Source organism: Metasolibacillus sp. (assembly GCF_025291715.1).
Classification (GTDB): domain Bacteria; phylum Bacillota; class Bacilli; order Bacillales_A; family Planococcaceae; genus Metasolibacillus; species Metasolibacillus louembei.
Window position 1 is genome coordinate 67,712 of the sequence record NZ_JAMBIZ010000012.1, and the last position, 24,491, is coordinate 92,202.

The 24,491-nt window shown below is 38.8% G+C and carries 21 protein-coding genes; 8 read left to right on the plus strand and 13 right to left on the minus strand.

Annotated features, from left to right (window positions below; genetic code table 11):
• Window positions 1–111: 111 nt before the first annotated feature.
• Window positions 112–1,035, plus strand: a complete 924-nt coding sequence (locus M3Z76_RS09865) for a CAP domain-containing protein (protein ID WP_293926038.1) — start codon at window positions 112–114, stop codon at window positions 1,033–1,035.
• 59 nt (window positions 1,036–1,094) lie between these two features.
• Here M3Z76_RS09865 and M3Z76_RS09870 read toward each other — a convergent pair whose 3' ends face one another.
• The 7 genes from M3Z76_RS09870 to M3Z76_RS09900 all read right to left on the minus strand — a co-directional run bounded on the left by M3Z76_RS09870 (window position 1,095) and on the right by M3Z76_RS09900 (window position 8,608).
• A complete protein-coding gene (locus tag M3Z76_RS09870; RefSeq protein ID WP_293926040.1) occupies window positions 1,095–2,369 on the minus strand; it encodes a TRAP transporter large permease in 1,275 nt (424 codons plus the stop codon).
• Entirely contained in the window at window positions 2,370–2,864 is a 495-nt protein-coding gene (locus M3Z76_RS09875; protein ID WP_293926043.1) for a TRAP transporter small permease, read from the minus strand. It abuts the gene before it with no gap.
• A gap of 102 nt (window positions 2,865–2,966) precedes the next feature.
• Window positions 2,967–3,974, minus strand: coding sequence for a TRAP transporter substrate-binding protein DctP (gene dctP, locus M3Z76_RS09880; RefSeq protein WP_293926046.1), 1,008 nt, complete (start codon window positions 3,972–3,974; stop codon window positions 2,967–2,969).
• A gap of 36 nt (window positions 3,975–4,010) precedes the next feature.
• A complete protein-coding gene (locus tag M3Z76_RS09885; RefSeq protein ID WP_293926049.1) occupies window positions 4,011–5,069 on the minus strand; it encodes a tartrate dehydrogenase in 1,059 nt (352 codons plus the stop codon).
• Between the two features lie 16 nt (window positions 5,070–5,085).
• Window positions 5,086–6,126, minus strand: a complete 1,041-nt coding sequence (locus M3Z76_RS09890) for an NAD(P)-dependent alcohol dehydrogenase (RefSeq protein ID WP_293926051.1) — start codon at window positions 6,124–6,126, stop codon at window positions 5,086–5,088.
• 6 nt (window positions 6,127–6,132) lie between these two features.
• On the minus strand, window positions 6,133–7,182 hold the full coding sequence (locus tag M3Z76_RS09895) for a zinc-dependent alcohol dehydrogenase (protein ID WP_293926053.1): 1,050 nt from the start codon (window positions 7,180–7,182) through the stop codon (window positions 6,133–6,135).
• Window positions 7,183–7,195: 13 nt separating this feature from the next.
• Window positions 7,196–8,608 carry an NAD-dependent succinate-semialdehyde dehydrogenase gene (locus M3Z76_RS09900; RefSeq protein WP_293926089.1) on the minus strand — a complete coding sequence of 471 codons (1,413 nt, stop codon included), beginning with the start codon at window positions 8,606–8,608 and terminating at the stop codon, window positions 7,196–7,198.
• A gap of 355 nt (window positions 8,609–8,963) precedes the next feature.
• Here M3Z76_RS09900 and M3Z76_RS09905 point away from each other — a divergent pair, with 355 nt between their 5' ends.
• The 4 genes from M3Z76_RS09905 (at window position 8,964) to M3Z76_RS09920 (ending at window position 13,083) form a co-directional block, all read left to right on the plus strand.
• Window positions 8,964–9,965, plus strand: coding sequence for a LacI family DNA-binding transcriptional regulator (locus M3Z76_RS09905; protein ID WP_293926054.1), 1,002 nt, complete (start codon window positions 8,964–8,966; stop codon window positions 9,963–9,965).
• Between the two features lie 61 nt (window positions 9,966–10,026).
• On the plus strand, window positions 10,027–11,238 hold the full coding sequence (locus M3Z76_RS09910) for a diphosphate--fructose-6-phosphate 1-phosphotransferase (RefSeq protein ID WP_293926056.1): 1,212 nt from the start codon (window positions 10,027–10,029) through the stop codon (window positions 11,236–11,238).
• A gap of 51 nt (window positions 11,239–11,289) precedes the next feature.
• Window positions 11,290–12,129: a transketolase gene (locus M3Z76_RS09915; protein WP_293926059.1), complete on the plus strand. Its 840-nt coding sequence runs from the start codon at window positions 11,290–11,292 to the stop codon at window positions 12,127–12,129.
• On the plus strand, window positions 12,130–13,083 hold the full coding sequence (locus tag M3Z76_RS09920; RefSeq protein WP_293926061.1) for a transketolase family protein: 954 nt from the start codon (window positions 12,130–12,132) through the stop codon (window positions 13,081–13,083). It begins immediately after the preceding gene.
• Window positions 13,084–13,174: 91 nt separating this feature from the next.
• On the opposite strand, the gene M3Z76_RS09925 is transcribed toward M3Z76_RS09920, so the two are convergent.
• A complete protein-coding gene (locus M3Z76_RS09925; RefSeq protein WP_293926062.1) occupies window positions 13,175–14,773 on the minus strand; it encodes a gamma-glutamyltransferase family protein in 1,599 nt (532 codons plus the stop codon).
• A gap of 413 nt (window positions 14,774–15,186) precedes the next feature.
• Here M3Z76_RS09925 and M3Z76_RS09930 point away from each other — a divergent pair, with 413 nt between their 5' ends.
• Complete coding sequence (locus M3Z76_RS09930; protein ID WP_293926063.1) at window positions 15,187–15,765, plus strand: hypothetical protein; 579 nt, start codon at window positions 15,187–15,189, stop codon at window positions 15,763–15,765.
• On the opposite strand, the gene M3Z76_RS09935 is transcribed toward M3Z76_RS09930, so the two are convergent.
• A complete protein-coding gene (locus M3Z76_RS09935; RefSeq protein ID WP_293926065.1) occupies window positions 15,751–17,163 on the minus strand; it encodes a hypothetical protein in 1,413 nt (470 codons plus the stop codon). The two genes, M3Z76_RS09930 and M3Z76_RS09935, sit on opposite strands and share 15 nt — an antisense overlap.
• A 154-nt stretch (window positions 17,164–17,317) precedes the next feature.
• Window positions 17,318–18,655: an acetamidase/formamidase family protein gene (locus M3Z76_RS09940; RefSeq protein ID WP_293926067.1), complete on the minus strand. Its 1,338-nt coding sequence runs from the start codon at window positions 18,653–18,655 to the stop codon at window positions 17,318–17,320.
• A 185-nt stretch (window positions 18,656–18,840) separates the two neighbouring features.
• Here M3Z76_RS09940 and M3Z76_RS09945 point away from each other — a divergent pair, with 185 nt between their 5' ends.
• Complete coding sequence (locus M3Z76_RS09945) at window positions 18,841–19,533, plus strand: response regulator transcription factor (protein WP_293926070.1); 693 nt, start codon at window positions 18,841–18,843, stop codon at window positions 19,531–19,533.
• A 10-nt stretch (window positions 19,534–19,543) separates the two neighbouring features.
• The gene (locus M3Z76_RS09950) at window positions 19,544–20,920 is read left to right on the plus strand and encodes a sensor histidine kinase (RefSeq protein WP_293926072.1); all 1,377 of its coding nucleotides are present in this window, start codon (window positions 19,544–19,546) and stop codon (window positions 20,918–20,920) included.
• 193 nt (window positions 20,921–21,113) lie between these two features.
• Here the strand turns inward: M3Z76_RS09950 and M3Z76_RS09955 are convergent, their stop codons facing one another.
• From M3Z76_RS09955 to M3Z76_RS09965, 3 genes are read right to left on the minus strand one after another with little or no spacing between them, the layout of a single operon-like run.
• Window positions 21,114–21,482 carry a YxeA family protein gene (locus M3Z76_RS09955; RefSeq protein WP_293926074.1) on the minus strand — a complete coding sequence of 123 codons (369 nt, stop codon included), beginning with the start codon at window positions 21,480–21,482 and terminating at the stop codon, window positions 21,114–21,116.
• Window positions 21,479–23,338 carry an FtsX-like permease family protein gene (locus M3Z76_RS09960; protein ID WP_293926077.1) on the minus strand — a complete coding sequence of 620 codons (1,860 nt, stop codon included), beginning with the start codon at window positions 23,336–23,338 and terminating at the stop codon, window positions 21,479–21,481. The genes M3Z76_RS09955 and M3Z76_RS09960 overlap by 4 nt, the downstream gene beginning before the upstream one ends.
• Window positions 23,325–24,092 (minus strand): ABC transporter ATP-binding protein, encoded by a 768-nt coding sequence (locus M3Z76_RS09965; RefSeq protein ID WP_293926079.1) that lies wholly within the window; start codon window positions 24,090–24,092, stop codon window positions 23,325–23,327. Before M3Z76_RS09965 ends, M3Z76_RS09960 begins: the two co-directional genes overlap by 14 nt.
• Between the last annotated feature and the right edge of the window lie 399 nt (window positions 24,093–24,491).

Here is a 24,491-nt window from a genome sequence, read left to right on the forward strand (position 1 = left end):
ACCAGGAAATTTTTAAACAAGCAACTTTGTCAAATACACTTTCATTTTAAACTAGCATATTAATGATATTCACTCATTTGTAAGTTATTTAAAGAAAGGGGTTACTATACTATGTTTAAAAAATGGTTAGTCGCAATCGTTGTCGCTTGCTCTATCTTTACTATATCTTCCACAACTACCCATGTAGATGCCAGTACATCTACTTCACAGGTTACGAAAACAAAGGTGACCGCTGCTCAGCAAAAGGTATATAAAAAGTTCCACTCAGAATACGATATGATGTGGGAAATGGAGAAAAAGGATTACAAAAACTTTTATTTAGTTGGACGCAAAAATAATGAGGTCGTTGGTGGCTATGATACACGTAAAGGACAAAGCTTATTTGGCATTAAAATTGGCGATTCAAGCAGTACAGTCACAAAAAAATATGGCAAGCCCGTTGACAGCATTCTTAAAAACAACACAGCATACAAACAAAGTTATGTAGATGGCAATGGCAAAGTAACTTCTGGCACATATTTCATCGACGGTAAATATGTAACGTTTTTCTATGATTTACATGCTAAAAACACAGTGCGCTCTATTTTATGGGTGACAGAGAAAACTGAGCTAACAAAGAAAGGCTTCTTTAGCGCTTCTTCCAATGATTTGCGCAACAGCTTCGAAGAATTAGCATTTCATTTAATGAATCAAGCGCGTGTAGCAAATGGCGTACCAGCGTTATTGTATGAATCACAATATAATTTTGTCGGTCGTCAGCATAGCCGAGATATGATTTACTATAATTTCTTTGACCATAAAGGCAAGGATGGTAAACAGCCTTGGGATCGCATGAAGGCTGGCGGTATCAAATTTACAGCAAGTGGTGAAAACCTAGCTTATGGTCAATACAGTGCAATTCATGCACATGAAGCATTAATGAATTCCATTGGTCACCGCGAAAATATTTTACAAGCAAAATTCGCACATTCATTTATCGGTGTACAATTCTCAAACACAAATATTCCGTACTTTACAATCGGGTTTTATAAATAACAAAAAAAGTCCAAGCTACAGAATCACTTCAATTCTGTAGCTTGGGCTTTTAAATATCTCTATTTAATGAGAGACGGTAGCCATGTAGATAGAGCTGGTACGAATGTAATAATTAATACATCAACGATTAAAATAAGTATCAATGGTATAGCAAATTTCGCAATCCTCATAATGCTGACATTGGTCAGCTTGGCGACGACGAACAAATCGATACCGACTGGTGGTGTTACTAATCCAATCGCTAAGTTACATACCATAATAATACCGAAGTGTACTGGATCAATGCCTAGATTTAAAGCTGTTCCTAACAATAATGGTACTAAAATTAGGATCGCTGCTCCACCCTCTAAGAACATACCTGCAATAAATAAAATAATATTGACCATAATTAGGAATACGTATTTATTTGTTACGAACGATGAGATAGAATCATAAATCATATCAGGCACACTGTTAATACCAATAAAGAAGCCAAATACTCCCGCAGCCCCAATGACTAACATAATAACAGAGCTATTCACAGCACTCTCTTTAAATACTTGTCCTAATTTAGCAATTGTTAAATCTCGGTAAACAAACATGCCAACAAAAACAGAGTATGCAACAGCTACTACTGAAGCTTCCGTTGGTGTAAACACACCTGAATAAATTCCACCTAATACGATTAACGGCATTAAAATTGCTAAAATCGCTTCTTTAAATGCTTGGAAAATTTGAGGGAAATCCTTCTTCTCCTCTCCAACATAGCCATTCTTTTTTGCAATAAATAAAGCGCTTACTAATAGAGAGAATGTAATTAATAAACCTGGCAGGATACCTGCAATGAATAAGTCACCAATTGAAACCTCTGCCGCAACACCGTATAAAATCATCGCGATACTTGGTGGAATAATGATTCCAAGAGCGCCCGCTACCGCTTGGTTCGCTGCTGCATATTCAATTTTATAGCCTTTGGCAATCATCGCTGGAATCAAAATCGAGCCAATTGCCGCTGTTGTTGCAGCTCCAGAGCCTGAAATGGCAGCAAAGAACATCGATGTTACAATAGCAACCATCGCTAAACCACCTGTGAAATGTCCTACTAAAGATGTAGCAAAATTCACAAGTCGTTTAGACATGCTTCCTGCACCCATAATATTCCCTGCTAAAATAAAGAATGGAATCGCCATTAATGGGAATGAGTTTAACGATACAAAAATTCGCTGTGGTATGATTTCCAATGGCAATGTATCATGCATTAATACCCCTATTACCGTTGAAAGGCCAAGGGAGAATGCAATTGGTACACTTAAAAACATAAAAACAAAAAGTGACACGAAAAACGCGATTAACATTTATTTCTCTCCCTTCCCTACAAACTCTTCAATCATGCATGCAATTGAATTGATAAGCATTAATATTCCACCTAAAGGTAAAGATAAATAAATTATTTGCATGGATACGCCTAATGAAGGTGCTTTTTGATTACTAAAGCTCTCTGCCATCGCATAGCCATATTTAATTAAAATAATAAAGAAAACAATTGAAACAAGTTGAATAATAATTACTAATACTTTTCTCGGTGTTCCAGCCAATTTCTCAAGCAGTAGTTCCACCGAAATTAGTTCATTTCCTCTAAGTGCTAGTGAAGCACCAATAAAAATCATAAATATCATTAAAAATCGTGATAGCTCTTCTGACCAAGCTAATGAAGAGCCTACAACAAAGCGAGAAAACACTTGCCAGAAAATAATAGCAGTCATTACTGCCAACATAGCCATCAACACGTAACCCATTGCTTTATTAATGATATCTACGATACGTATATATCCTCGTAGTACAGCTTTCAATATGTTTCACCTCTCATGATTTGGCTATTAAAAACAGCACTTTGTACGGTATACATTCGTTACAAAGTGCTGTTTTCGCAATTAGAATGCAACTAGCAATATTTAATATGATGTATTTTGGATTTTTTCAATTAATTCTTCGCCAAGCTTAGGAGCCCATTTCTCATATACAGAAGTTACAGTTGCTTTAAATGATTCCTTGTCTGGCTCAGTAATTTGATTGCCATTTTCTAATAAAAATTCACGCGCTTCATTGATTTTGTCTTGGTTTGCTTGACGACCGAATTCAGCTGCTACTTTACCTGCTTCTACTACCGCCTCTTGCTGTTCTGGCGTTAAGCTATTAAATGTTTTTGTACTAATTGAAATTGTTGCAGCACTGAAACGATCTCCTAGCTCCGCCACATAATCTTGTACTTCAAAAATCTTTGAAGATTGGATTGTTGCTAAAGAGTTTGAATGTCCGTCAATAACACCTTGCTGTAAGCCTGTAAATACTTCCGTCCAAGCCATTGGTGTTGGCTCTGCGCCAAATGCTTTCCATGTGTCGATTTGAATTTCATTTTCTTGAACACGGATTTTCATTTTCTTTACATCTTCAACACTGTTAATCGCGTTATTTGATGTTGTAGCAACAAAGCCATTTTCTAACCAGCCTAACGTCTTTACATTACCTTCTGTCTCAAATTTACTACTCAAACCCTCACCAATCTCGCCATCTAATACGCTGTATGCATGCTCGCGATTATCAAAAATAAACGGTAAGTCTAATACGTTAAATTCTGGCACCCAGTTCCCTACAGGTCCTACTGATTGGATTGCCATATCAGCTGAACCCATGCCCATTAATTCAAATACTTCACGCTCTCCACCTAAAGAGTTGTTCGCATGGATTTTTACTGTTACTTGATTGTCCGTTAATTTTTCAATTTCCTCTTTAAATTTTTTTGCTGTTAAACCAAATTTCGCATCCTCCGGTTCAGGAATACTTAAATCGAGAACAACCTGCTTACCTGATTCACCTGTAGCCCCTTCCTTTTTATCAGAACCACAAGCAGCTAAAATTACCATTAATAGAGCCGACATCATAACCATTATTAGTTTTTTCATAAGATAACCCCTTTTTTATGATTAAATATTGTGAAATTAAGATTGTTTTAAATATGCAATTAAAGCATCTGTTACTTCTGTTGTTGTTGCAGAGCCTTTTAAATCTTTCGTTTTAATATTTGATTTCAATGTGTATTCAATAGCCGAGAGAAGCTTTTCACCTAATTGTTCATGCCCAAGGAAATCTAGCATTAATTTACCTGTCCAAATTTGCCCTAATGGGTTAGCTACACCTAAGCCAGCGATATCGGGTGCTGAGCCATGTACAGGCTCAAACATAGATGGGTATTCTCTTTCTACATTTAAGTTGGCAGCAGGTGCAATACCGATACTTCCCATAATCGCACCACCAATATCCGTTAAAATATCACCGAACAAATTGGATGCTACGACTACATCATATTCTGCAGGCTTCATAATCATATAAGCAGCCATTGCATCGATATGTGCGCTACTCTGCTGCAACTCATCGTATTTAGAGACTACGTCATGGAAAACATCATCCCAGAATGGCATGCTATGCGATAAGCCATTCGATTTTGTGACACTCGTTATTTTCTTTGAGCGCTTTGATGCTAATTCGCAAGCATAGGCGATAGCACGCTCAGTACCTTTGCGAGTAAATACCGCATTTTGAATCGCAATTTCATCACTCCCTGAATGCATACGACCACCGCTATCAGAATACTCGCCTTCAGAATTTTCACGAACAACGACAATATCAAAGCTTCCAGGGTTTTTTAATGGTGATTCTAAGCCTTGTAATAATTTCGCAGGGCGCACATTAATTTGTTGCTTCAGCCCTCTGCGAATTTTTATTAATAAGCCCCATAATGAAATATGGTCTGGTACTAATTCTGGCAATCCTACAGCACCTAAGAAAATTTGGTCGTATTTTTTTAATATTTCTAGCCCATCCTCAGGCATCATTTCACCATGCTCTAAATAATAATCGCAGCCCCAAGGTAAAATATCCCACTCAAATTGGAAGCCCCCATCTAGCTCTGCTAATGCATCTAGTACACGCATCGCTTCTGGCACAACTTCTTTTCCAATACCATCCCCTGGGATTGTTGCAATTCGATAAGTTTTCATTCAGTTATAGCCCCCTCTATTTACTTGGATAAACAATGACTTTAATCGAATCCAAATGCGTTTCCGTCGCCTTCTTCATTGCCTCACTAATATCTTTTAACTCAAAAGTAGATGTAATGACTGTACCAATAACTTCTTTTAACTCTTTTAATATAGTAATTGCTAACGGGAATGTGTTCGCATAGCGGTACACGGTAATTAAATCTAATTCTCGTTGTAGCATTAATGTTAAATCGATTGGTACTTCCGCACCCTTAGGGAAGCCGATACTTACGAGTTTGCCACCCTTTTTTAATGCTTGAATACCGCTTTGAATTGCAGGTTTTGCGCCAGACGTTTCAATAACAATATCGAAATAATCCTTTGGAATTTCCTCTGCAGGAATATGGACAGTATTTGTTGCACCTAATCCAACAGCGACTTGTAATTTATGTTCAACCATATCCGTAACAAAGATTTCACTCGCATTATAGAAGCTTGCTGCACAGGCGCACATTAACCCTACTGGTCCCATTCCAGTGATTAAAACACGCATCCCTGGGCGTAGATTTGCCCGTCTTAATGCATGGATTGCGACAGATAATGGCTCCGCCAATGTGGCTTCCTCAAATGTTAGCTCGTCTGGAATCGGGAATACGAAATCCTCAGGATGGCTAACATATTGACGTAATGCGCCTTTATGTGGTGGTGTTGATAAAAAGACCACTTTATCGCACAGATTATATTTGCCATTTCTACATTTTTCGCACTTACGGCATGGAACTCCTGGTTCAACTGTCACTCGATCACCAACAGCAAAATTTGTTACTTCTTCACCGATTTCAACAACTGTACCAGCAAATTCATGTCCTTGAATATGGGGATATTGTACGGTTCTTGCACCGATATGTCCGTGTTGATAATAGTGTATATCAGAGCCACAAATGCCTACAGCTTCTACTTTTACTAACACTTCGTTTGGCAGCACCTCAGGTATTGTGTCGTAATCTACTTCTACTTGTGAAAGCCCAATTAAACTTGCAACTTGCATTTTTTGATTTCGATCTACTGTCCTCACAATTTATCACTCCAAATTTGTTGATTCATCATATTGAATAAGCACCTTGCCACATTGCTTTTCCTCGCATAATTGGAATGCTTTTTGCCAATCATTTAAGTTCATCACATGTGTAATAATAGGCTTTAGATTGATTTGATTTTGATCATAAATTTTCATCACTCTTTCCCAAGTTGTTATAGAGTGTGCTAATGACCCATATACTTGCAATTGCTTGTATAAAATCGTATCGAAATCTAGGGTAAACGCTTTCCCAACAATCCCTACTTGAATATGCTGCCCTCGCTTTTTCACTTGCTCTAAACAGCTACTAATCGCCATAGGGGCTCCCGTACAATCAATCGTAATATCAACACCTTGATTGTTCGTCTCCTCAGCTACAATATTTGCTAAATTTTCCTGCTGCACATTAATTACCCGTGCAGCACCAAGCTCCTTAGCAATTTCTAAGCGTTGTGCATCAACATCTGTACCGCTTACTAACACTTTACAACCTTTGATAGCTAATAACGACATGCAAATTAAACCAATTGGACCCGGACCAGACAATAAGACAATATCGCCACTTTTAATATCTGTTAGCTCCTCAATTGCTTGTACAGCACAAGCTAAAGGCTCTGCTAAAGCACCTTCTTGCAAGGATACGTGCTTAGGTAGTTTATAAACTGCCTCTTCCTTAATAGAAAGATATTTTGTAAAACTACCATCTACTCCATGTCCCATTCCTCGGCGTGTCTCACAAAACATGTAATAGCCTGTTTTACAATGAACACATTTACCACAAGTACGCTCTGTTGAGCCAAGCACTGTGACGCGATCTCCTATTTTTAAGTTTTGAACATCTTTTCCTGTTTCGACGATGACACCTGAGCATTCATGGCCAAGTATAACAGGTGGGTAGCTTTTAAATGTATCATGATAAATATGCAAATCTGTTCCGCAAATACCTGTATAAGCAATTTCGACTTTTACTTCATGTTCATGACAAGTCGGTTCTTCTACTGTTCCAACCTCGATATTGCCTACGCCGCCTTTCGTTTTTAACAGTGCTTGCATTTATAAATCCCCCTTATTCAATGCCTACAGAAATATATTTAACTTCTAAAAACTCCTCGATGCCCCATAATCCGCCTTCTCTACCTAGGCCGCTTTCTTTAAAACCACCAAATGGCGCTTGTGCTACAGATGGCAATCCATCATTTAAGCCGACAATGCCATATTCCAAGCCTTCAGAAATACGTACTGCCTCGGAAATTTTTTCAGAGAATACATAAGCAGCTAAACCAAATGGTGTATTATTTGCTCGTTGCAGTACTTCCTCTACCGTCTCAAATGTTGTAATCGGTGCTAGTGGACCAAATGTTTCCTCATACATGCATTCCATTTCGTCAGAAACATTGGAAATAACTGTTGGCTCTAGGAAATAGCCTGGACTATCTGTTAATTCTTTGCCCCCTGTCAAAATAACCGCACCTTTATCAACCGCATCCTGTAATTGCGCTTTTACTTTATTAACCGCATTTCCATCAATTAATGGTCCAATGACAACGCCCTCTTCAAGACCGTTTCCAATTTTTAATTTCCTTACTTCTTCTACAAAAATATTTGCGAACTCTTCCTCTACATCCTTATGCACATAAATGCGATTGGCACATACGCATGTTTGTCCTGCATTACGGAATTTCGATTTAATTAAATTTTCAGCCGCTAATTGTAAATTAGCATGTTTTGTAATAATGAATGGTGCATGTCCGCCAAGCTCTAATGAAATTTTCTTCACTGTTTGTGCAGCCTGCTCCATTAACTGCTTGCCGATTTCTGTAGAACCAGTAAACGTTACTTTGCGAATACGGCTATCATTCATCCATTCTTTAACGATAGCACCTGCGTTTCCTGTCACAATATTTAGTACACCTTTCGGAATGCCCGCTTCATGTGCTAGTTCAATTAATTTAATCGCAGTAAATGGCGTTTGCGATGCTGGTTTAATCACTGCTGTACAGCCTGCCGCAAGTGCTGGACCTACTTTACGTGTAATCATTGCAGCTGGGAAGTTCCAAGGCGTAATAGCTGCAATCACACCTACAGGCTGTTTAATAACGAGTAAGCGCTTAACCACACTTGACGAAGGAACAGTATGCCCATAAATTCGCTTGCCTTCCTCTGCATACCAAGAAATAAAGCTATTTGCATAATTTACTTCACCAATTGCCTCTGCTAACGGTTTACCTTGCTCTTCCGTCATAATTTTCCCGATTACCTCTTTATTGTTATCAATCAATTGATACCATTTTTGCAGTAGGTTTGAGCGTTCTTCAGCAGTTAATTTTGACCAAGCATCAAGCGCATTATACGCTGCGTCAGCCGCTAATTTTGCTTCCTCACTACCGCCCTTTGGTACCGTGCCAATCACATTATTTGTTGCTGGATTTATTACTTCAATTTGCTCTTTTGTGTCAATTTGCTCGCCGTTAATAATCAAAAATTCTTTTTTGCTCAATGATTTCCACTCCTTTAAAATTCGATGTAAAGGTTTACATACGATTATATGGAGTGCTTATAAAAAAAGTCAATATTAAATTTAATCTAAAATAAAGTAATTTTCTTGTTTTTCCAAAAATTCAGAACTATTATCCTTAATATATGTATCCCGAAATCCTTTTATAAAATCTATTGCTAAAGAAAAAAATCATGGTATTCTAACTCAAAAGATATACTTTAATTTATTAGGCTCTTATCCATAATTTGGGTTTAAAATAACGATAATACGTCTTATTTTTACAAGGCTTAGCGCTAAAAATAACCGTGATTACTATATAGAAATGAGGTTTTACAGTATGAAAGTAAATATTTACGATGTCGCAAAGGCAGCAAATGTTTCCATCGCTACAGTATCAAAAGTCATTAATAATACTGGACGAATTGGTGATAAAACACGTAAAAAGGTTAATGATGTTATTAAAGAGCTAGACTATAAACCTAACTTGATGGCATCTGCCTTGATGGGCAAAAAAACATGTACAATTGGCTTTATTTTACCAGATTTAGCGAATCCATTCTTTTCTGAGCTAGCAAGATATGTTGAAGACATGGCTAGTAGCTTTAACTATAATGTTGTTATTTGCAGTACAGACTATATTACAGAGAAAGAGGAAATGTATGTATCTTTATTACTACAAAAAAATGTTGATGGTTTTATTTTAGCATCTGGCTTTGAAAGCTTTGAAGCGATAGAAAAAATACAGGCAATGAATATCCCTATTGTACTTGTTGCTAGAAATGCACCTGGTAAACAACTAAATCTTGTATCAATTAATGACTATGACGCCGGATTCCGTGCTACCTCTTACTTGATTGAACGAGGGCACCAGCAAATAGCGATTATTGCACGTAATATTTGGAGTAACCGTGAACGCTATCGAGGCTATGCAGATGCAATGCGCAAAAATGGGCTTGTGCCTATGGATGAGCATTATTATGCAAAAGAATCAACAATTCAAGATGGCTTTAAAAGCCTACAGCAAATTATGAAGGTTTCTCCTATAAAGCCAACTGCATTTTTTGCATGCAATGACTTAATGGCAACAGGCGCTATTAAAGCTTGTAAAAAGCTTAATCTAAAGGTTCCTGAGGATATTTCCATCATCGGCTTTGATAATAGTATTTTTGCACAAATTGTTGAGCCTGCTTTAACAACAGTTGAACAGCCACAGCGAGAAATTGCGACAGAGGCAGTTCAATTGCTTATGAATGCAATTAACGGCGATAACGCACATCAAACTATTACGTTGAAAACTAAAATTATTGAAAGGGAAACAGTAAAAAATCTAATTTTGTAGTTGAAAATTCTAAAAATTCATTTTATAATAACGTAAAATTAGGTTAAGCGCTTAACTTATCTTGAAGGAGGCGATTATTATTCGCGGAACAGCTATGGTTGTTCAATCAGGTGGCCCAACAGCCGTTATTAACAGCTCATTAGCGGGACTTGTTACCGCTATACGTAAAAAAGCTGATATTCCTATTTATGGAGCAAAAGGCGGTCTTCAAGGCTTATTGCAAAACACCTTTGTTCGCCTTGATGCCCTTTCAGAGCAACAGCTTCATAACATTAAGTACACGCCAGGTGCAGTGCTTGGAACATGCCGATTAAAAGTAGACGAGCAACATTTAAAACAAATTATCAATGTATTTAAAGCTTTAAATGTCCGTTACTTATTTTATATCGGTGGCAATGGCTCCATGCATGTTGCACATCAAATTAGCATATATGCTCGCAACAATAATTATGATTTGTATACGATTGGCATTCCGAAATCAATTGATAACGATTTACATTTAATTGATCATTCACCGGGTTATGCGAGTGCAGCGAAGTTTTTGATTTCTTGTACACGTGATATCACATTTGATATTGCTAGCTATGAGTTTCCTAAAAAAGTAACTATTTTAGAAACAATGGGACGCAACACAGGCTGGTTAGCTGCCGCTTGCTCATTGGCAGCAAACCCTCAGTCCAATTGCCAGCAGCTCATTTATATACCAGAAGTTCCGTTTAATATGGAGCAGTGCTTGGAAAATATCGAGAAAAATAAAAACAATGGTGCCCATACACTTCTTATTGTTTCTGAAGGTATTCGTGATAAAAACGAGAGATTAATCGGCTCAGATAATATTCTTTTTGATACGCTGAATAGACCAAAATTAGGTGGTGTATCTTACACGCTTAAACAACAAATTCATCAAAATCTCGGCATTTCAACTCGCTATATCGATACGAGCATTTGGCAAAGATGCTGCACAAGCTGTCTATCTATTGTCGATGTGGAAGAAGCGTATACTCTCGGTATGAACGCCTGGGAAGCTGTGCAGAATGGTAATAACAATGTCATGGTGACATTAATCCGCCAAGAAGGTACTAGTTATGCCCCTGTTTACGGCACAGTTTTCTTAAAAAATGTTGTAGATGTTGAAAAGCATTTCCCAATAGAATGGTACAACAGCACAATGAATACGATTCAAGGTGCATTTTCAAACTATTTAACTCCTCTTTTAGAGGAAGATGTCTCACCTGCTCAAGATTATTTCTTCGACAAGCTGGTGAATATATAATTCCCGACATTGGTTAAGCGCTTACTCATTTTGAATTTAAGGAGGAATTTTATGTCAGTCATTAACTTACTACAAGAAAAGGCTACAAATGCACGAAAAGATTTATTAAAGGTTGTACATCATGCAGGAGCTGGGCATATTGGAGGCCCGCTATCTGCCATCGATATATTAACAACGCTCTATTTCAACGAGATGAATGTTGACCCAAGCAATCCAAATGATGCTGAGCGGGACCGCTTCATCCTATCAAAGGGACACTCTGCCATTGGTTTATATGCGGTTCTTGCTGAACGAGGATACTTACCAAACGAGGAACTGTTTACTTTTGATTCTTTAAACTCTCGATTACAAGGACACCCTGATATGAAGGCCCTCCCAGGCATTGAAATGTCTACAGGCTCTTTAGGTCAAGGGATTTCAGCAGCAGTTGGTATGGCTTTAGGAGCGAAATTACAAAATCAGGGCTTCCGCACATATTGCATGATTGGTGATGGGGAATCACAGGAAGGTCAAGTATGGGAAGCTGCTTTCATTGCACCAAAGTACAACCTTGATAACCTTGTTGTTATTGTAGATTACAATAAATTGCAGCAATACGGCTGGCCTGGAACAGATACAGAGCGCTCTGCACCGAACGACCTTTTCGAGGAAAAATGGCTTGCCTTTGGCTGGCATGTTATTCGTATTGATGGGCATTCTTATGCTGATATTTTACAAGCATTTGAGGAAGCAAAATCAACGAAGGAGAAGCCTACAGTAATTATTGCAGATACGGTCAAAGGAAAAGGGATTAGCTTCATGGAGGGCAACTATTTATGGCACTCTAAAGTTCCATCGGATGAAGAACTAGCAAATGCACTAGCGGAATTAAATGCTGTAGGAGGATTATAAATGAAAATTTCTGAACTTAAAAAGGTGTCAATGCGCGATACATTTAGTACGGCTCTATTAGAAATCTCACAATCTGATGAAAAGGTATATGTATTAGATGGTGACTTAGCGACATCAACAAAAATCGATACGGTGGCAACAAAATTGCCAGAGAAGTTTTTGCAAATGGGCATCGCCGAGCAAAATATGTTAAGCGTTGCGGCTGGATTAGCCACAACTGGGCTACAGCCATGGGTGGCTACATTTGCTGCCTTTATGTCAAAACGTGCCCTTGATCAAATTCAAGTTCAAATTGCACAACCAAATTTAGATGTGAAAATGATTGGTGCATATAGCGGCTTACTAACAGGGCTAACGGGGAAATCCCATCAAGCCTTAGAGGATATTGCTATTTTCAGAACGCTAGCGAATATGACTGTACTTGCTCCTGCTGATGCAGTAGAAACAGCAGCGATGATTAAATGGGCAAATGAATATAACGGACCTGTCTATATTCGTTTAGCACGTGACAACTACCCAGTTATTTTTGATGAGCAACATCAATTCGAAGTAGGCAAAGGCGTTCAATTACGTGAAGGTACAGATTTAACAATTATAGCAACAGGAACGCAAACAAGCCGTGCATTAGAAGCAGCAGAAATTTTAGCAGAACAAAATATTTCAGCGGCTGTCTTGCATTTACCTTCGATTAAGCCAATTGATCAAGAGGCAATTATTCAAGCAGCTGTACGTACTGGCGCAATCGTCACGGCAGAGGAGCATAGCATTTACGGTGGTTTAGGCAGCGCTGTAGCTGAAATTTTAGCAGCCAATGAACCTACCCCAATCGAATTTGTTGGTGTCAAAGATCGTAATTCCGAATCAGCAGATAATGATGAGCTATTAAATAAACATGAATTATTACCTATACATGTAGCTGAAGCTGCGAAGCGTGTGTTAGCACGCAAACGTTAATGAAAGGGGCTGTAGGACAAGGTTGGTATTACCTTGCCCTACAGCCCTATCCTATATAAAGAAGGAATTTCTTTAAATCTCAACTACATCATTAATAACTTGCAATATGCCCATCTGTGCGCGATTCTGTACCGCCCATCAGCACACCGTCTTCGTTACGCCAAATAATTTGCCCACGACCGAAGCCACCAGATTCGCTTATTTGGATATTGTGGCCTTTACGACGTAGCTCCTCAATTAAATATTGTGGGAAATGAGGCTCCACTAATATTGTCTTCTCACCTGTCCATTGCCATCTCGGCATATCGAGCGTTGCCTGTGGGTTTAAGTCGAAGTCCACTGTATGTGATACGACTTGCATATGCCCTTGTGGCTGCATATAACCACCCATTACTCCAAACGGTCCAACAGCGTTGCCATCCTTTGTTAAAAACCCTGGAATAATTGTATGATACGAGCGTTTACCACCTTTTAAGGCATTCGGTGCTTGTGCATCTAAAGAAAAATCATAGCCGCGATTTTGCAATGCGATGCCTGTATTAGGTACAACAACGCCAGAGCCAAAGCCCATATAATTACTTTGAATATACGATACCATATTGCCATCTGCATCCGCTGTCGCTAAATACACTGTTCCGCCTGATGGAATTTTCGTCGGCTGTGGATTCGCTGCATATGCTGTAATCTCTGATGCCTTGAATTTTGCATATTCCTCAGATAGTAAATAATCAACTGTCACAGGCATATCTGCTTGCTCTGTAATATATGCCTTGCCATCTGTAAATGCTGCCTTCATCGCCTCGATTTGTGCATGCAATGTATCAGCATCATGCCATTTCGGCTGTTCTAGCTGCTGATAAATATTAAGTGCCATCGTTGCAACAATCCCGTGACCATTCGGCGGAATTTCCCACACATCATAGCCTCTATAGTTAACAGAAACTGGCTCCACCCATTCTGGCTCGTAGCTTTCTAAATCTTCCTTCGTTAAAAAACCATTATGCTTCTTCATAAGAGCATCCATTTTATCAGCTAGCTCGCCCTCATAAAAGCTGCGTGCATCTGTTTCCCCAATTGAGCGTAGCGTGTCTGCATGCCCTTGCGATGACCAAATTTCACCAACTTTTGGCGCTCGTCCTTTTGGTGCAAATGTTGCAAACCATGCTTCAAATTCTTCAGACGTGCAAGATTCCTTAAACTTTGCATAAGCCCTTTCCCAATATTGACCTAAAATTGGTGATAACGGGAATCCTTTTTCTGCATATTCTATTGCTGGTGTTAATGTTTCAAGCAGCGATAGCTTGCCAAATTTTTTGGATAATGCTGCCCAAGATGCTGGTACTCCTGGAACTGTAACAGGTAGCAAGCCGTAAACAGGCATTTTTTCAAAGCCTCGCTCGCGAACAGCATCAATTGAAATAGACTTTGGAGCTGGTCCTGAACCGTTTAAGCCATGTATTTCTCCATTCATCCAAACAATCGCAAAGGCATCTCCTCCAATGCCGTTAGACGTTGGTTCAACAACCGTTAAAGCTGCTGCTGTTGCGATTGCTGCATCTACTGCATTCCCGCCCTTCTTTAAAATTTCTAAGCCAGCTTGTGCTGCAAGTGGCTGTGATGTTGCTACCATCCCTTTACGCGCAAAATGCGTATAGCGTTGTGAATGAAACGGCTGTTTTAAAAAATCCATATTTCCCACCCCAAATTTTTATGTATTTATACGTAAATTGTAGCATATAATCTACTTTCATCTTAATCAAAGTCTCTCAGCCTCAAGACCTAGTCAAAGATACATAGATAGGTCATTACTGAAAATGCGAAATTTCTTTACTATTAATATATAAATAAAAAGCTTCGTTACTGCTAGAAAGATTTTTTCAAGCCTTGAAATAAAAGGTATTCTCTATTATGATGCTTAAAGTATTTAAAATTTTTACTGTTAAACAAACTACATTAACACAATCACTATTTCTATTAAAAAATATTCTTTCATATGATGAATCTTTTTTGCATTTTAAACGTACTAAATATTAAGACTTTTTTAATTATTAATGATACTATTTCTTCATTTTTGTTTGCTATTGTGATATTGAGGTGATTTTCATGGGTAAAGTAATTTATATTGTATTAACGGAAACCGGCTCCATTCTTTCTCGCGCCATACAACTCTATACACAAGAAAATTTCAATCATGTCTCTATTGCATTTGATCGCAATTTAACCGAGATGTATAGCTTTGGTCGAAAATTCGAAAACAATCCTTTTATTGGAGGCTTTGTGCAAGAAAATATCCATTCTAAATTGTTGCGTTCCGCCAATTGCGCAATTTACGAATGCAATGTAACGGACGAGCAGTACGAATTATTACAACAAAAAATTCAATTTTTCAAGCAGCATATGGACAAATTCCGCTACAATTTCATTGGTTTAATTGGCGTAGCATGTCGCATTAAGCTAGAACGTGAATGGGCATTCTTTTGCTCACAATTCATAGCCACTTTACTGAAGGATGCTGGCTTTAACTTGGATGGCTTATGCCCATATTTTATGAAGCCAACTGATTTAGGCAAGCTTCCTTATATGCATCTTTGTTATAAAGGAGAGCTAAGTCGCTATGTGTTTATCCCACGCTCTAAGCCGATGCACAATATTCCAATTGCGTCCATATCAAAAGTCATCTGACCGAACTGTTGCGGCAACAAATGCACGGAGCTGTTGAAAATGAGCTGGTACAAATAAATACTTCCGATAAATTTCTATTAGCCGCTCAAACAACTCAAGCTGCTCTGTTGCCCATAATGACTTTAAAATATGACATACATGCTTTGAAGTCATTACAACAATTTCGGCATAGGGCCCTCTTTTCATCAAGTAGGATTCTTGCCATTTCACTAAAGATTGCCTCACATGCTGTGTGGAGCCATCGACAATACATGCAATCCCCCTTTGCACGCTAGCCTCAATTTTATGTAATAAATCCTCATCCTGCACCTTATTTATGTATTGATAAATCTCTGTACATGATGCGATTTCATAATCCTTTAATAAGCTGATTACACGGTCAAACTGCTGTGTTTTAACAAGTGCCTCAATAACATAATAAAAAATGAATTCCCCACAATTTTTATTATACGCCTTCACAATCGTTTCAGGCTGTGGCGGAATAATTTTCAGTACTTCGTTATATTCCACCATCAATTCAACAATATGATTATTTAAACGATCCTCCTCGATTAAAAATAGCCCGTGCACTAATATTTGCTCAGCATCCTTACGAGAGACTGCCTCCTCAAATAATATATAGGCAAGCAATGTCCGCTCCTTTTCCGTTAACGCCCACTCACCTTCAAGCCACATTGTCTCAAGCTTAGCGATGCGCTTTCTTAGCTTTTGAAAATGTTTGGAGCCACTTGTAAAGTGGATAATTACATCGCTTAAATGCAGCATTTTTAATTCATAGGATAGCTCATTGCTCTTTGTAATATTATCGATGATTTGATGGATTATTGTTGCAATACGGTTTTTGGACATCGAGATGCTTGCTAGCGCTTTTTGTAATTGTAAAATAAGCAATGCCGGGCTTTGTATATAGGCAATATCAACTTGCATAAATAAACTATATAGCTTTTTAGCATGTAACTGACACCAAAAATCGCTGTCCTGTCTCCAAATTGGGTGAATTAGCCATTGGTTTGCAATTTTATAAACTGCTAAATATTGAATTTCCTGTTCAGGTAATGTTATTTCCATTCCAGTTAAAAATCTGAGCAGATTTTGTACTTCAATAGATTGGTGGAGTGCCATATATTGCAATAGCTGAGCATCATAATTGTGCTGCAATAAATCTTGTAGCACCTTTTTCACACCTTGCTCAACATTTGAAAAAGCTGCAATATCTTCAATACAGTAGCTTTTCACTAAAGCTAATGCCAGTTCATCGCTCACTAAAATTTGTTTTATTGGAAGAAGCTCACCCCAAATGCTAGACGTTTCATTCGAAACTGTGGCAATTGCACGCATAAAGGGCTCCCCTATTTGCCCATGCGCTATGCTGTACAACTGCTCGTCTATTTGTAGCATATGCTTTCCTCCTTTAATCACATCATTCTATTTCTACTATATCAAACAGATGGTAAGGTTGCTGTAGTTTTTTGTGCGAATTTGGGCTATCTAGTTAAAGCAATAGTGACTGTTTGAAAGATAGCATATTACTCTACCTTCCAAACAGTCACTGCTAATCATATTGCTGTTTTACTGATTTAAATATTTTTGCCTGCTTTAAAAGTGATTTTGGCACTTGACAGGTAGCTGTCACAACGCCTGGCAAACGACCAACCTCAATTCCACCCGTTAACGTAATGCGGTTTTTCATTTCCTCAACAGATAAATCGAATAAAGCTGCCGCACGTTGGACTGCATTTTCTGTCGCGATATTTAAATCAGCTCCAGTGCCAACAACGGAAATCGGAAACGCTTCTTCTAGCTGCTTTAAGCCATATTCCTCAGCTAGCTCCCGTGCTAAGCGCTTTTCTTCTTTTGTAAATGGCTTCGCTGTATATGGCAAGTCATCCTCGTTCGGCAAAATGATAGGTCCATCAATCGCTACTTTCTTTAACACGCTTACTTGTAGCTGAACAATGCCTGACACATCTGTCGTATGCCCTGCAATTTCACCATCACCCTGCATTGCATGCATATCGCCAACATAAACGCCACCCCCATCTACCTTTACTGGGCAAATTATAGTAGCTCCTTGACGTACCCGATTAATATCCATATGCCCATCTGTTTTATGCTCTGCTAACTCCTCTGCCGTTACAATAAATTCATGCGGTGCACCAATTAACGCTACACCAAAGTCTCCTGCATTATGTGAATCTGGCATTGCCTTTGAAGGTACTGTACCTAGCTGCCCTAAAAACGGGCGCATTCTCGCTAGCACACCAACTAAATCAGCAGGAGCAAGGCTAACAACAGGGTTTTGCTTTGAATTTTCAGGTATGCGCATATAGCTGTTCGCTTCAAGGGCAATTTTACGTGCCCCCTCCTTACCAACCGTCACACCTAGTTTCTCATTATGATGAAATGCCATCGTATAACCGTTTGTAATGGCAAAAGGAGCTGTTTCTGTATCACAAATAGCACAGCGAATTGCCTGCTTTCCAATCCCTTGCACCTTTGTTTGTGGATGCAATTTACCACAGCCTGGGCATTTTACTTTGATAAACGGGTCACCGATAAAACGATCGGACAATGCTTCATCTGTACCTGATGCAGTCGCAATGGATGTTACTTGAATTGATTTAATTTTAATGACAAGTGCATCCCCAACTTCAGCACCCTCTATGTATACTGGTTTTGTTACTTCATGTCCGCCTCGTATTTCAGGTGTTAGCATTGGTCCCCAGCAGCCTGGCGCTGTGTTTGCAATGATTGTACCGCCATCTCGTAACGGACCAAGCATCGGCTTATTTGGATCTAATACACCATTCGTAAACTCATTCACAAAAATCGTTTCTACCGCTTTAATTGCTTCGACTTGCTCTTGTTCGAGTGGTTGTTCATTCGTCATTAAAGCCACCATCCCTTTCTATACTTTATATTACTAGTTTAACGAGTGGAAAATTATAGTACAAGCATTTATGCATTTTTCAAAGAATATTCTGTCAATTGCAGTAGTAATGACACTAAAAATTCACATCCCTTTCACTATCCCCTATACTAAAAAGGAATAGTAATGATGAGAGAGGTGCTTGTATGGAACAGCCATGCATTTTAATTATAGATGATGAGGCAGACTTACGAAATTTACTAATAACTACTCTACAAAAGGAGGGCTTTTCAAACATTGTCAGCGCAGGCTCTGTTACAGAAGGCTGGGACATGTTTCAGCAGCATGCTCCAAATATCGCATTAGTTGACATCATGCTACCTGATGGAGAGGGCTATGATTTATGTAAAAAAGTACGCGAAGTATCTCATATACCCATTTTATTTTTATCAGCAAAATCAGATGAAATTGATAAATTGCTCGGGCTTGCTATTGGTGGCGATGATTATATTACAAAGCCATTTAGCCCAAAGGAGGTTGCTTATCGCGTAAAAGCGCAGCTACGTCGAGCTGGCTATCACACACAGTCTGAAGCACTCACTACACAGGTTGGTCCGTTTTCAATTAATGAGGAGGCAACAGAGGTATATAAGGCGGGCACAGCACTCGATTTAACAGCAAAGGAAGTTGGCTTAATGGCGTGTTTTTTGCGCAATCCAAATCGCATTTTAAGCAAGGAAACATTGTTTCAACAAGTATGGGGAGAGGATTTTTTCGGTGCAGATAATACGTTGATGGTGCATATTCGTCGTCTACGTGAAAAGGTTGAGGACAATCCTTCTAACCCTATTTATATTACAACAGTTAAAGGCTTGGGCTATCGCTTCGTAGCGAAATAAGGAGGGAGGCATGATGAGATGGAAGCTAACAGGTCGCTTTTTAATGGCCATACTTTGCACAGTGTTTTGTGTTATTTTAGTAAATGCCATCATTGCACTTGTGTTCTATGCGTACTATAGCTCTGGTGAGGAGCATCCTGCCTCTGCAACTGATTTCACGCGCACACTTGCACGTTATATTACAGAGGTAGATGGAGAGCCCGTTATTTCAGATAAAGGGATTGCTGCATTGGAAGAACGCAATGCATGGCTACAATTTTTAGATGACAATGGTAATGTTATTGGCAATGCACTTGCACCCGCCACCGCACCTGTGCATTACACACCAGTGGAATTAGTCCATGCTTATAAATACCGCGATGAAAATCAGGTTTCTACATTTGTGGCAGAACACAATGACATAATGTATTTAGTCGGTATTCAAGACCGCAATCTATCGAAAATTGTTATCACTTCCAACACAAGCTCGATCACGCAATTTACTGCACAGCTTGCGCTTATTATGATTATCGTCGATTTACTTATTGCCATCATTATCGGCTTTATTTTCAGCTCCTTTTTAACGAAGCCGATTTATCGAATGATAGAGCGCATTCGCATGCTGAAAAACCGCAACTTTGCAGTTGACTCAAAGCATAGCAGAGGGCTTTACCGTTCCATCTTCCATAATTTAGATGATGTAGCTGAAAGCTTAAAATTGCAGGAGGAGGAGCGACGCAAGCTAGAGCAAATGCGCAACGAATGGGTTAGCAATGTTTCTCATGATATGAAAACACCACTTGCTGCCATTCAAGGCTATGCGGAGCTACTGCAAAGCAATATTTCTGCATCAGAACAGACAGAATATGCGGAAATTATTGAGAAAAAGTCCGTTTATATGCGAGAATTGCTCGATGATTTCACATTAACAATGCGTCTGCGCCAACAGGAAATGCCTTTACAGCTTGTTGACACAAATATTGTTTCATTTGTACGTGAGCTTGTTATCGATGTGCTAAATGATGCGACATTTGGCGAGCGCAACATTACATTCAATGCATCAATCGACAAGCTAACAAAATGTATTGATACGCATTTAATGAAACGGGCATTGCTCAATTTTATTTATAACGCACTCGTGCATAATGAAGAAGAGGTTATTTTGAAGGTTTCTGTGGAGGAAGTAGGTGGAGCCGCCGTTATTCACATTCGGGATAATGGTAAAGGTATTGCAAAGGCAGACTTACCGCAAGTATTTGAACGCTATTATCGAGGAACGAACACAGAAAATATTAAAGGGACAGGACTTGGTATGGCGATTGCCCGTGATGTCATTCAAGCACACGGTGGTGAGGTAGAATTAATGAGCGAGCTTGGCATTGGAACAAGCGTTATTATTCGGCTGTAACAAAGAAAGAGGCTGGGACATAACTACATGGTCGCTTCACAAAGCCGAATGATAGTAGGCATAATTAGTGCCAAATAAAGAGAGAAAGCCGAACTATGAAGGAACATTTCACAATTGTTTCTTCAATAGTTCGGCTTTTTGACTGGCTAAAATACTTTTTTTCCAGCCCCTTTGCATATTTGCAGGAGAACCATTAGTTTGGAGCGACTAACTGCTCCTTCACCTTGTCAGGCAATTCCTCATACGACACTTCATCGTATGATGTTACTTCATTACCTTTCTTCACGTAAAGCTTCAAATACGCATCCTGGCGTAAATTTTTACCTGCTGAAAACTTTACATCGACCGCTTCGCCACTTTCCTTATAAGCAGGCTGCTTATACCAATACATCATCATCACTTCGCCATCGGATGCTGTGAATTTTTCTATATCTCCATCTCCTGTAATTTGTACATAGACAGCGTCCTTTCCTAAACGATTAAAATCGACTGTAGCTATAATAACAAGCGCCGCAACTACTAAAACAATTAGCGATGTTAGCCCAATAAATACTTTTTTCATTTTCTATGCCCCCATTGTAAATTGTGTGAGAATTGTGTGTGTGCCAGGCACCCAATCACCGCGTAAATCCCTACATAAACCGCCATCCATATGATGACAGGCACTGCAATGTTTGCACTCATCAAGCCCGAAAATGCGCTAAGTGCAAAGGCACTATGCATAATGCCCATGATTAACGGTGCAGTAAAAATAAAGCCAATTTGTACACGTACCGTTTTTTTCATTTCTTTATGACCTACACCAATTTTATGCAAAATTTCATATTTGCCACGGTCCTCTTCAGCTTCCGTCATAATTTTGAAGTAAATAATACTACCCGTTGCTACTAAGAAAACTAAGCCTAAAAAGCTACCAACAAATAATAACGAGCCTAAGCTTTCAATTGATGCTTTATAGGTTGCTGGAAAGCTTGATAAATACGTCTCATCTCCTAGCTGCTGTTGTAGTTTGTTAGAGGCTGCAATTTGCTTTTTGTCATTGTCCATCGCAACTACCTGGTAAGCATTTGCTTCAATGTCTAATGCCTGATAATCTTCTGTTGAAACAACGATGACTTGCGCAATGACATTGGCATTCAAAACGCTTTCTACTCGAAAATCTTTCACCTTTATCGTTACATCTCCAACAGTGAATTGTTGTCCAGTGTAATCCGTTGAAAAGCGTTCATCATAATATGAATCTAGCATTATTGCCTCACCGCTTTGCACAGCTAACTGCTCACGTTGTTGTAGCTTTGCAAGCTTGTTATACGTGTCATTATCAATAAATGTGTAATTGTAAATGCGCTCATCACTGTTTAGCTCCGTTTGCTTTGCATAAATCGTTTCATTGTACAAAATATCCTGTGATGGAATGTCAGCTGCCTCACCTTTCCACATAAATGTGTTTGGCAAATAATGATGCGTTTGTGTTCCTGCGTTATAATACATCCCATATACCGCCCCACCAGCAGTAATTGTCGTCGCACTTAACACAGCGATTGTTGTCAATGTTTTTGAATTGGCACGAATGCGGTATAAAATTTGTGAAACGCTTAATAAATTAAGCCCGCGCCATGCCCAACGCTCATTGTTTTTTAGCTTTGTTAGTACAAACACTAAGGCGCTATGAAATAATAAATAAGTACCTGCAACGGTTGATAAAACAATAATAATTGGTGTTGATATACCGAGCATTGCCCACATTTTTGATGTCATTAAATCTTGAAGTGCTAGCCAGTAACCGAATGCGAGGAAGGCAATCCCTGCAACTGTTGCCACCCATTTCGCTCTAGGTAAGTTTTCCCCTTTTTTCTCCGCATGGAACAATTCAATCAGTTTAAATTGATAAATTACACGGTAGCCTTGCAATGATGTAAATAAGAAGACAACCATAAAAACAATTGTCGTATTGAGCACGGCTGCACCTGATAATGTGAAGCTCGCTACTGCATCAAGCCCCATCAAACGTACCAATATTGTCAGCAAGCCCTTTGATAATAGAAAGCCAAGCACAATTCCGATAACAAGTGATAAAATACCAAGCACGATATTTTCGAAAAATAATAAAAAGCCAATTTGCTTTTTACGTACACCTAGAAGCGAATACAGCCCGACTTCCTTTTTACGCTTTTTAATAAAAAATGAATTGGCATAAATAATAAACAGTGCTACGAAAATTAATAGCACGACAGAGGAAGCACTCATAATGCCCTGCACCTTCATTGAAGAATCTGCTAATGCGCTAATATCATCGCTATATTTCAATGTCACGAACGTGAAATAAATGACGATGCTAAACAGCACAGCACCGAAATACAGCGCATAGCTCTTCATATTACGACGCATATTTTTCAATGCTAAATCAAATAACGTCATTTACGTCACCGCCCATCACCGTAAGCTCCTGTAAAATCATTTGGAAAAATTGCTTACGCGTCTGTTCGCCTCGGAAAATTTCCTTCGATAACTGTCCATCCTGAATAAATAAAATGCGCTGACAGAAGCTCGCCGCATAGGCATCATGTGTTACCATTAAAATCGTTGATTGCTGCTTGGCGTTCAAATCACTCAAGCTTTCTAATAAATCCGTCGCTGACTTCGAATCCAATGCCCCTGTTGGCTCATCTGCAAACAATAGCTTTGGCTCTGTAACAAGCGCTCTTGATGAAGCTGTGCGCTGCTTTTGTCCTCCTGAAATTTGGTACGGATATTTATTAAGCAAATCTTCTATACTAAAAAGCTTTGCGATTTTTTGAACTCGCTCATTAATTTCTGCCGCAGGTCTTTTGGCAATTGCCAGTGGTAGTACAATATTTTCACGCACTGTTAACGAATCAAGCAAATTATAATCTTGAAAAATAAAACCTAAATGATCACGTCTAAAGTCTGCGAGCTGTTCATCTTTCATCGTTGCAATATTCGCATCATCAATAACAACCGAGCCTGTCGTTGCACTATCAATCGTTGCGATTACATTAAGTAATGTTGACTTGCCTGCACCTGAAGGGCCCATCACACCAACAAATTCACCGTGATGCACCTCAAAGCTTACCCCGTTTAATGCTTTATATAAATTGTTCCCTTTACCATATGCCTTTGTAATATTGTCGACTTGTAAAACTGGTTTCATCCTTCGCACCTCCGTTTTGATACTTTTACTTTAACAGTCATGTCTTACATGAAAATTGTGCGAAGCTTACAGCAACCTTAATTTTTGTAACAATACTACAGAAACGTTACATTTCATTTAAGGTTTGATGAAAAACCACTATTTTGCATAAAAATGCGCTATGCTATACCTGTTCCAATTATCCGCATTGTATTTACATTCCGCAAAATAGCACGCCTCGCTATTTATAAATACAATGACAATCAACCATTTGGACATGAGAAAACACCTCACATTGATAGAAACAGAAAAACAAAAAACGAAAAAAGGATTGCCTTCTGCGGAGGGCACTGAAAAACTTACATTTTTTACGATGAATTAGTTATTCAAACAAAAATAAGGCACTTTCCATTCGTTTTT